Genomic DNA, 9,641 nt, shown 5'->3' with positions numbered 1-9,641 from the left:
GGCCCGGACGGTTCCCCGTCCGGGCCCGCGGCCTCGTCAGTTCTGCGGTCAGACCGCCCGGTTGCGCCGCTGGGCCAGCTCGTCGGACGGGTCATGGCCGACCAGCGTCTCGCCGGTGTCGGTGCGCTCCGCGTGCAGCCGCCCGAGCGTGAGCTCCAGCTCCCGCCAGACCACTCCCACCGCGATGCCGAACACCCCCTGACCGCCCTTCAGCAGGTCCACCACCTGCTGCGGCGTGGTGCACTCGTACACCGTGGCGCCGTCGCACATCAGCGTCATCCCGGCCAGGTCGCCCTGCTCGGCCGCCTGCAGATGGGCGACCGCCACCCGGATGTTCTGCAGCGAGACGCCCGCGTCGAGCAGCCGCTTCACGATCTTCAGCAGCAGGATGTCGCGGAAGCTGTAGAGCCGCTGGCTGGTGGCCGGGTACGCCGAACGGACGCTGGGCTCCAGCAGTCCGGTCCGGGCCCAGTAGTCCAGCTGGCGGTACGTGATGCCGGCCGCCGCGCAGGCCGTCGGACCGCGGTAGCCGATCAGTTCGGACGTCGGGGCCAGCCGCTCGATGGCGGGCTGACCCGGCTGCACGGCCGGGAACCTGCCCACCCGGGGCAGGTCCGTCACGGTGCGAGCGGTGCGCGGCAGGTGCACGGCACACAGGCCTCCCACGGCCGTGCCATCGCCGGTGCTGCTCATGCCTGCCTCCGTCCACTGGTGCTGCGGGCAACCCGAACTGCGGGCATCGGTCACCCGGACAGCCACTCCTGACGGTAGGCAGTCCCCTATGACCCGTCAACGATCGCCACGCCGGGCCAGCCAAACCACATCACTCAGGAGAGTGGTTTTTCGTGCCCCTAGTGTGGGTAGGTCGACGGTTTTTGGCAAAACGGCAAGCCAAACAACGGCCTGACCTGTAGAGAAATCCGGTCCGCGCTACTGCGGACCGCTGCCCCCGAAGTCCTCGGGCGACACCTGGTCGAGGAATTCGCGGAACTTCTCGACCTCGTCCTCCTGCTCGTCCGGGATCGCGATGCCCGCCTCGGCGAGCACCTCCTCGCTCCCGTAGATCGGAGTGCCGGTGCGCAGGGCCAGCGCTATCGCGTCGGACGGCCGGGCGCTCACCTCGACCCCGCCGGTGAAGACCAGCTCGGCGTAGAAGACGCCCTCCCGCAGGTCGGTGATCCGGACCTCGGTGAGCTGCTGCCCGAGCGCCTCCAGGACGTCCTTGAACAGGTCGTGCGTCAGCGGGCGGACCGGCGTCATGCCCTGCTGGGCGAAGGCGATCGCGGTCGCCTCGCCGGGACCGATCCAGATCGGCAGGTACCGATCGCCCCCGACCTCCCGCAGCAGCACGATCGGCTGGTTGGAAGGCATCTCCACTCGGACACCCACGACGTCGAGCTCATTCACACAGGCAACCCTATGGCTCAGGCCCCGGATATGAAAGCGCAGGGCCGACGCCCCTGGTCAGCGCGGTGCACCGCGGTCAGCCGGGGCCCTGGGCGGACAGCCGCAGGAACCCCGCGGGGACGCTATCCGCGGCCGCGCAGACCGGCCTGGACCATCGCCGCGTGCAGCCGCACGGACAGTGTCGCCAGCTCCCGCGCAGTGGCCTCGGCATGGGCCCTGGTCTGCGGGTTCCGGTGCCGGCGCAGCGGCGCCACCACCTGTTCCACCAGCGCGATCTCCCGGTCCGCCGCGGCCTTCATGGCCCGCAGGTGCCGCGGTTCCAGCCCGTACCGGCCGAGTTCCGCGACCAGCCGGGCCACCTGCAGCGCCTCGCCGTCGTACCCGCCGTCCGGGCCCGGCGCGACCAGACCGTAGGACTCCCACTCGGAGAGCTCGCGCTCCCCGGACTCGGCGGCCGCCAGCAGTTCGGCACGCCCCAGCCGGACTCCGGACGGGACGTCGGCCGAAGCCCCCAGCTCCCGGTCCGCCTCCTCCACGGGTCCGGGCCGGGTGTCGGCGGACGGCAGCGCGGGCGGTGCCTCACCGCGCTCGATGGCGTCCAGGTGCTCGCGGATCACCCGCAGCGGCAGGTAGTGGTCGCGCTGCATCCGCAGGACGTAGGCCAGCCGCTCGACGTCGGCCGGACTGAACTTGCGGTACCCCGAGGGCGTGCGCTGCGGCTCGACCAGGCCCTCCGCCTCCAGGAACCTGATCTTGGAGATGGTGACCTCGGGGAAGTCGTCGCGCAGGAAGGTCAACACCGCGCCGATGCTCAGCAGCTCGTCACCGCCGCGCCGCCGCCCACCCGGCCGGTCCGGGCGGATCGGCTGCCTGGGGCCCGCGACCACCCCGCGCCCGCCGCGGTCCGCCTGCGGACCGGACGATGCGGGGGTGGCCGCCCCGAGAGAAGATGAAGGGGTATTCGTACTCACTCGGGCTCCTACCGACGTTGGGTTCAGTACCCCCGGTTGTGGCCGGCGAAGAACACCAGCCGGTACTTCCCGATCTGCACCTCGTCACCGTTGTTCAGCGACACCTCGTCGATCCGCTCCCGGTTGACGTAGGTGCCGTTGAGGCTGCCGACGTCCGCGACGCTGAACCCGGCCCGCGTCCGGCGGAACTCCACGTGGCGCCGCGAGACCGTGACGTCGTCCAGGAAGATGTCGCCCTGCGGGTGACGGCCGGCCGTGGTGACGTCCGAGTCCAGCAGGAAGCGGCTGCCCGAGTTCGGACCGCGCTGGACGATCAGCAGGGCCGAGCCCGGCGGCAGCGCGTCGATCGCCGACAGCACCTCGGCCGACAGGGCCGGCGTGGCGCCGGTGCCGGTCGTGGTGTTGGGGTCGTACGACTCCAGGCCGGAGATGGAGATGGTCGACGTGGTCTCCGCCGCCCCCTCCGGAAGCAGGCCACCGCGCAGGGCCGTACCGCAGTTGGAGCAGAACCGGGCCGCGGCCGGGTTCTGGTTGCCGCACCTGGGGCACGGAGTGGGGCCAGCCATGTTCACAGCCTCCTGGCGCGGCACACCCGACGGGTTGTGCCCGGCGTACGGGTCCGGGGCAAACCCTCCACCAGAGCTTGAGGGTCCTGACTGGAAACCTATGCGCGGGTCGCCGGAAGGGTCAACCGACGCGCCGTAGCCCACCGGATTCCCGGCGTACTGGGCGGCCGCGCCGTCCCGGAACAGCTGCTGCTCGGCGTACGCCGCCCCCTCGGGGGCGGGGCGCATGCCCGGCACGGCGGCCTCGTCCTCGGGCCGGCGGTGCCGCGCGGTGGGCGCCTCGACGGAGGCCGCGCCACGGCCCTTGTTACGACCGAACAACTTCGAGAAGAAACTCACGGGCGAATCCCCTTGCGTGTGACAGACCCGCCCGCGGGGCAGGGTGAGAACCTCGGACAGGCTGCGGGCCCGGTTGCGGACCGGGCCTGCTGGAGTGGTACTCCGACGGTCGGTACTGCGATTGGTGCTCCGGTGCGTGCTGGTACGACCCAGTCTCGCCCACGCGACGGCGGCGCCCCGCACCGGGTGCCGCCCGCGGGTGACGGGCTGTTCGTCGGGCGCCCCGTCACTTCGAAGCCGGCTTGGCGTACTGCGGCGTCTTCAGATCCACGAGGGCGTCGACGACCACCTTCTGCTGCTGGGTGATCGTCGCCCGAGCCTGGTGACTCTCCAGAGTACGGACGACACCCCCCGGGATGTTCAGCGCGGGTGTCAGATCCTGCGGGTTCCCCACGACGGTGAACCGATAGGGCTGCGAGACCTTCTTCCCGTCGATCTGCACCCCGCCGCCCGACACGTCGGTGAAGTAGGTGTTGACCACCACGCGCACATCGTTGATCTGAATCGCCTCCGCCCCCGCCGCTCGAAGTTCTTGCAGGGTGTCCAGCAGCATATCTGCCTTCACCTGCCCTTGGGGATCATCGACCGTGAGTACGATGCCCGGACCAGTGGCTTTGACGGTACCGGCGAGCACGCCGAGCTCCGTCGCCTTCTTCCTGGTTTGTTCCTGGGCCTCCTTGGCCTGGTTGGAACTGTTCTCCAACTTGGCCAGGGACTGCTCCAACTCCGCCTTCTCCTGCTGAAGACGCTGCTGGCGGCTGTCCAGTTCGTCGAGGATGCGCACCAGGTCCTCCTGGCGGGCCCCGCGGAGCTGGCTGTGGTGGTCGTTGGTCGACCGCACCTGGATCGCCAGCCCCAGGCCGAGCGAGAACAGCAGCAGCGCCACCACCAGCTGCCCGCGCGACATCCGCGGCGGCCACAGGGCCGCCTTGAGGCGCCGCCGCCCCGCACTGCGGTCCACCGCTGCCGGCTCCGCCACGGGCTCGGACGCAGGCTCGGACTCAGACGCAGGCCCGAGTTCAGACACAGGCCCGGGCTCAGGCGCCGCGGCCTTCGCGAGCCGCACCACGGGCGCGGGCGCCGCCTCCGCATCAAGCTCAGGCTTAGCGTCAGACTTCGCCGCAGCCCGCTCCTCGGGCTCCTCCACCGCCGCTACGGGCCCCTCGGCCCTCTCCGGCTCCTCGGTCTGGTCGGCCTGGTCGGCGTGCTGGACCTCTCCGGCCCCGACCACCGGCTCGACCGGGCCCGCCTCGGCCGCCGACTCCGGCCCTGGCGCCTCGGCAGCCCGCTCCAACGCCTTCCCGCCGCCGTCCGCGTGCTCCTCCGCCGCCCCGCGGCCCGGCTCAGGCGCGGAAGACATGGCGCCGAATCGCGGCCGCGTTGGAGAAGATGCGGATGCCGAGGACGACGACCACACCCGTGGACAGCTGCGAGCCGACGCCCAGCTGGTCACCGAGGAAGACGATCAGTGCCGCGACCACCACGTTCGACAGGAACGAGACGATGAACACCTTGTCGTTGAAGATCCCGTCCAGCATCGCCCGGACGCCGCCGAACACGGCGTCCAGCGCCGCCACCACCGCGATCGGCAGGTACGGCACGACGGCGTCCGGCACCTCGGGCTGGACGAAGAGTCCGACGACCACCCCGATCACGAGACCCAGTACGGCAATCACGGTCTAGCTGCTCCTGTCCCTGCGGACGACGACCCGGTCGGGGCCGTCGTGGACGAGTGGGCTGTCGTGGTCTTCGCGGACCCGCTCGGCGTACGCCGCCCGGTGCCCGCAGACGGTGAAACGGACGCGCTCGGGCTCCCGGAGGTTCCGGCGGTGGGTGACGGCGTCGGGGTGACCGAAGCCGCCGACGAGGACGCCGGGGGCGAGGGCTCGGACGTGACCGGCTGGGCGGTCCGCAGCGTCACACCCACCGCGGCCGGCAGCGTCAGGCTCTTCTGCGCGGACATGGTCGACTTGATGCCGTACTTCTCCTGGAGCAGCCGCAGGTACTGCCCGGCCATGTCGTTCTCGAAGGCGGTGAGCAGCTTCGGCCCGTCCCCGATCGCCTGGATGTTGTACGGCGGCACGAGCGGCCGGTTGTCCACCAGCACCGCCTCGCCCGCGGCCCGGATCGCCGAGAGCGCGGTGAGCCGCTGGCCGTTGATCGCCACGGCTTCCGCGCCGGATCCCCACAGGCCGTTCACCACCAGCTGGAGGTCGCGGTCCCGCAGCCGGCCGCTGTTGGAGAAGCCCTGCCCGGCCCGCGGGTCGACGTTCCCCCCGCCACCGGTCCCCGCCGCGTCCTCCAGGACCAGCTTGACGCCCGGCCCCGCGACCTCGCCCAGGCCCACCGCGCCGGTCAGACCGCCCTCGTCGCCGTCGCCCGTGGCGAGCGCCTGCTGCTGCGTGCTCTCGACCTTGCGCCGCAGGTCCTGCACCTGCTGCTGGAGGTGGTCGGCCGAGCCGTTGGTGTCGTTGATCCGGTGGATCAGCGCGTCCCGCTCCTTGGCCAGCGTCGGCTCCGCCTTGTGCGCGTTCACCGCGCCGACCGTCACCACGACCCCGACCAACGCCAGCCCGGCGCCCAGCGTGAGCAGGCCTCGGACCGTCCTGGGTATCCGGCTGTCGTGGTCTCCGCCCCGCGCCGCGGCCGCCTCGGCGTAGCCCTCGTCGAGGCTGTGGTCCATGACGTTGGTCAGCAGGGACATCGAGGCGTCCGGACGGTTGTACCGTCCGTTCGGGGCACTCGGCGTCGGCGTCGCTGGCATGCGGACCATCGTCCCACGTCGGCGAAGGGGCCCACGCACACCCCCTGAGCTGCACACACGACACAAAGTGACGGATCATTGCGAACAGTGTGAAAACGGACAGCAGGGCGCGCGGACCATGCCGCGCGCCCCGACCGTCAGGACCGTCGGACGATCAGGCCGGTGTCGTCACCGCCCGGCCCCGTCGACCACCGCCGCCCACTCGTCCAGCAGCGCCTCGGTCGCCTCGTCGTCCGGGCCCTCCGCCCACAGGTGGGTGGTCGCCTCGGCCGGGTCCGGCAGCACCAGCGTCCAGCGCCCGTCCGCCTCGACGACCCGGACGCCGTCGGTGGTGTCCAGCCTCCGACTGCCAGCCGCCTCGACCACCGAGCGCATCACCATGCCCTTGGCCGCCCACGGCGTCGCCAGGTCCCGGCGACGGATGTGCGCCTGCGGGATCCGCGCGTCGATCTGGCTCAGCGTGAGCTGGGTCCGCGCCACCAGGCCGACCAACCGCACGAAGGCCGCGGCCCCGTCCAGCACTCCGCTGAACTCCGGCACCACAAACCCGCCGCGCCCGTCCCCGCCGAACACCGTGCCCTCGGTGGCGGCCGCCTTCGCCAGGTCGTCCGGCGTCGTCGTGGTCCAGATGACCTGGGTGCCGTGGTACGCGGCGACCTGCTCGGCGATCCGGGTCGTGGTCACCGGCAGCGCCACCTGCCCACTGCGCCGCTCGGCCGCGACCAGGTCCAGCAGCACCAGCAGTGCCCGGTCGTCGTCGATCACCCGGCCCAGTTCGTCGACGAACGCGACCCGCTCGCCGACCGGGTCGAAGCGGACGCCGAAGGCCGCCCGGGAAGAGGCCACCAGCTCGCCGAGCCTGGCCAGCCCCGCCCGCCGCTCCTCCGCGTCCTCCGTCGGCCGCGCCTCGTCCAGCCCGCTGGAGACGGTGAGCGCCTCCACTCCGAGCCGCCCGAGGATGCTCGGCAGAACCAGGCCGGCGCTGCCGTGCGCGGTGTCCACGACCACCTTCAGTCCGGCCTCCCGGACCCCGGTGGTGTCGACGGCCCGCAACAGGTTGCCCGCGTAGGAGTCGAAGACGCTGGACGGGAAGGTCAGGTCCCCGATCTCACCGGGGAAGGCCCGCCGGTACTCCTGGCGCGCGTACACGCGATCCAGCTTGCGCTGGCCGGCCTGCGAGAGGTCGGCCCCGCGCTCGTCGAAGAAGAGGATGTCCAGCGAGTCGGGCACCCCCGGCGTGGTCCGCAGGAAGATCCCGCCCGCACTCCCCCGCGCGGTGTGCTGCCGGGCCACCGGCATCGGCACGTTCTCCAGGTCGCGAACGTCTATGGCCGACGTCTGGAGCGCCGAAATCATCGCCCGTTTGAGCGCACGCGCACCACGCGAGTGGTCACGCGCAATGGTGACGGTCGCCCCCTTCTTCAAGGTCGTGGCGTACGCGCCGGCCAACCGCACGGCCAGTTCCGGGGTGATCTCGACGTTCAGGATCCCCGACACGCCACGGACACCGAACAGGTGCTCCTGGCCGCGGGACTCCCAGATCACCGACGTGTTGACGACGGCGCCGGCCTCGATGGTCTTGAACGGATAGACCCGGACGTTCGCACCGATGATCGACTCCTCGCCGATCAGGCACTCGTCCCCGATCACCGCGCCGTCCTCGATCCGGGCGGCCCGCATCACGTCGGTGTTCTTGCCGACCACGCAGCCGCGCAGATTGCTCTGCGGCCCGATGTAGACGTTGTCGTGCACGACCGCCTTGTGGAGGAAGGCCCCGCGCTTGACCACCACGTTGCTGCCGAGCACGGTGTGCTCGCGGATCTCGACACCGGCCTCGACCTTGGCGTAGTCCCCGATGTACAGCGGCCCGCGCAGCACCGCCTCCGGGTCCACCTCCGCACCCTCGGCCACCCAGACGCCCGGCGAGATCTCGAACCCGTCGAGCTCGACGTCGACCTTGCCCTCCAGGACGTCCGCCTGGGCCTTGCCGTAGCTCTCGTGGGTGCCCACGTCCTCCCAGTAGCCCTCGGCGACGTAGCCGTAGACCCGCTTGCCCTCCTTCAACAATTGCGGGAAGACGTCACTCGACCAGTCGACGGACTCACCTGCTGCGACGTAGTCGAAGACCTCTGGTTCCATCACGTAGATACCGGTGTTCACAGTGTCCGAGAAGACCTGCCCCCAGGTCGGCTTCTCCAGGAAGCGCTCGACCCGTCCGTCGTCGTCCGTGATCGTGATACCGAACTCGAGGGGATTCGGCACCCTGGTGAGACAGACGGTGACCAGTGCGTTCTTGCTGCGGTGAAAGTCGATCAATTCCGAGAGGTCGAAGTCGGTCAGTGCGTCACCGGAGATCACCAGAAAGGAGTCGTCCTTCAACGCGTCCTCGGCGTTCTTGACACTCCCCGCGGTGCCTAGCGGCGTCTCCTCGTGGGCATAGGTCAGATGCATGCCCAGGTCCTCGCCGTCACCGAAGTAGTTCTTGACCAGTGAGGCCAGGAACTGGACGGTGACGACGGTGTCGGAGAGGCCGTGCCGCTTCAGCAGCCGAAGCACGTGCTCCATGATCGGCCTATTGGCCACCGGAAGCAGCGGCTTCGGCATGCTTGAGGTCATCGGGCGGAGTCGGGTTCCTTCGCCCCCTGCCATGACAACGGCTTTCATTACGGGTGCGTCCTCCTTTGCGGTGGTGGACCTACAGGTCCATCAAACCGTTCCAGAGGGATCCCTACCCGGAAGGTATCGTCCGACGCACCGATGCGGCGTGGGACTTCTCTCAGATCACGTCTCAGACTGCGGACGCGGAGCCCGTCGAGCCCGCTCGGGTGATCCGCCTGGCCTGAACCGCGTAAAGAATACCGGCCCACCAGTACAACGTGGTCCCCCACCAGATGAAGGCCCAGCTCACCACCTCGGCCGGCCGCGCGATCCAGCTGTCCACGCTGCCGAGCAGGAGAAGCGGAAACGCGTACATCAGATTGAAGGTCGCGGCCTTCCCCAGAAAACTCACCTGGAGCGGCCCGTAACCGTGCCGGTTCAAAATGGGCAGCAGCGCGCCGATAAACACTTCCCGGGCCAGCAGAATCGCCGTCACCCACCACGGAAGAATCTCACGCCAGGTCAAACCGACCAGCGTGGACAGCACATAGAGCCGGTCGGCCAGCGGATCGAGCAGTTGCCCCACCCGGCTGACCTGCCCCCACCGCCGCGCGAGTTTCCCGTCGAGGTAGTCGCTGACACCGCTCAGCATCAGGATCAGCAGCGCCCAACCATCGTTGTTGGGGCCATCGAAAACCGGCCAGAGAATCAGCCAGAGAAAAAGCGGAACACCGACCAGCCGGCCCATGCTGAGCAGGTTGGGGATGGTGAGGACGCGATCGGTCTGGACCCGCGTCTCCTGGACCTCCACCCGGGGGCCTCCTGTCCCGTGTGATGACAATGCACGTTGACCCTACAACAGAAAAGCCCCCGCCAGGTTCACCCGGCGGGGGCTTCTCTCGAATGATTGTTCGGCGGCGTCCTACTCTCCCACAGGGTCCCCCCTGCAGTACCATCGGCGCTGTAAGGCTTAGCTTCCGGGTTCGGAATGTAACC

The 9,641-nt window shown here is 70.1% G+C and carries 9 protein-coding genes and 1 rRNA gene; all 10 read right to left on the bottom strand.

What is annotated here, in order from left to right; all coding sequences use genetic code 11:
- Positions 1-48: 48 nt before the first annotated feature.
- On the bottom strand, positions 49-693 hold the full coding sequence (locus tag ACFWPT_RS40300) for a MerR family transcriptional regulator (protein ID WP_063350204.1): 645 nt from the start codon (positions 691-693) through the stop codon (positions 49-51).
- Positions 694-930: 237 nt separating this feature from the next.
- Complete coding sequence (locus ACFWPT_RS40295; protein ID WP_063350203.1) at positions 931-1,407, bottom strand: bifunctional nuclease family protein; 477 nt, start codon at positions 1,405-1,407, stop codon at positions 931-933.
- Positions 1,408-1,529: 122 nt separating this feature from the next.
- Positions 1,530-2,222, bottom strand: coding sequence for a MerR family transcriptional regulator (locus ACFWPT_RS40290; protein WP_208869207.1), 693 nt, complete (start codon positions 2,220-2,222; stop codon positions 1,530-1,532).
- A gap of 179 nt (positions 2,223-2,401) precedes the next feature.
- Complete coding sequence (locus tag ACFWPT_RS40285) at positions 2,402-3,283, bottom strand: FHA domain-containing protein (RefSeq protein ID WP_079136055.1); 882 nt, start codon at positions 3,281-3,283, stop codon at positions 2,402-2,404.
- Between the two features lie 226 nt (positions 3,284-3,509).
- Complete coding sequence (locus ACFWPT_RS40280) at positions 3,510-4,643, bottom strand: DUF881 domain-containing protein (protein ID WP_380380628.1); 1,134 nt, start codon at positions 4,641-4,643, stop codon at positions 3,510-3,512.
- The gene (locus tag ACFWPT_RS40275; protein WP_030062488.1) at positions 4,627-4,959 is read right to left on the bottom strand and encodes a small basic family protein; all 333 of its coding nucleotides are present in this window, start codon (positions 4,957-4,959) and stop codon (positions 4,627-4,629) included. The genes ACFWPT_RS40280 and ACFWPT_RS40275 overlap by 17 nt, the downstream gene beginning before the upstream one ends.
- The gene (locus ACFWPT_RS40270; RefSeq protein WP_380487953.1) at positions 4,956-6,047 is read right to left on the bottom strand and encodes a DUF881 domain-containing protein; all 1,092 of its coding nucleotides are present in this window, start codon (positions 6,045-6,047) and stop codon (positions 4,956-4,958) included. The genes ACFWPT_RS40275 and ACFWPT_RS40270 overlap by 4 nt, the downstream gene beginning before the upstream one ends.
- A 168-nt stretch (positions 6,048-6,215) precedes the next feature.
- Positions 6,216-8,711 (bottom strand): mannose-1-phosphate guanyltransferase, encoded by a 2,496-nt coding sequence (locus ACFWPT_RS40265; protein ID WP_063350200.1) that lies wholly within the window; start codon positions 8,709-8,711, stop codon positions 6,216-6,218.
- Between the two features lie 124 nt (positions 8,712-8,835).
- On the bottom strand, positions 8,836-9,456 hold the full coding sequence (pgsA, locus tag ACFWPT_RS40260) for a CDP-diacylglycerol--glycerol-3-phosphate 3-phosphatidyltransferase (RefSeq protein WP_063350199.1): 621 nt from the start codon (positions 9,454-9,456) through the stop codon (positions 8,836-8,838).
- Positions 9,457-9,554: 98 nt separating this feature from the next.
- Positions 9,555-9,641: ribosomal RNA gene (rrf, locus tag ACFWPT_RS40255) — 5S ribosomal RNA — on the bottom strand; the annotation flags it as partial.

It is taken from the genome of Kitasatospora sp. NPDC058478, assembly GCF_042720345.1.
GTDB lineage: Bacteria > Actinomycetota > Actinomycetes > Streptomycetales > Streptomycetaceae > Kitasatospora.
The sequence above is the reverse complement of the archived record's forward strand: the minus strand, read 5'-3'. Positions and strand labels throughout refer to the sequence as shown.

Bases quoted from the DNA above. Each gene is read 5' to 3' on its own strand.
- ACFWPT_RS40265 (WP_063350200.1), bottom strand. From the start codon at position 8,711: ATGAAAGCCGTTGTCATGGCAGGGGGCGAAGGAACCCGACTCCGCCCG.
- ACFWPT_RS40300 (WP_063350204.1), bottom strand. From the start codon at position 693: ATGAGCAGCACCGGCGATGGCACGGCCGTGGGAGGCCTGTGTGCCGTG.
- ACFWPT_RS40270 (WP_380487953.1), bottom strand. From the start codon at position 6,047: ATGCCAGCGACGCCGACGCCGAGTGCCCCGAACGGACGGTACAACCGT.
- ACFWPT_RS40280 (WP_380380628.1), bottom strand. From the start codon at position 4,643: ATGTCTTCCGCGCCTGAGCCGGGCCGCGGGGCGGCGGAGGAGCACGCG.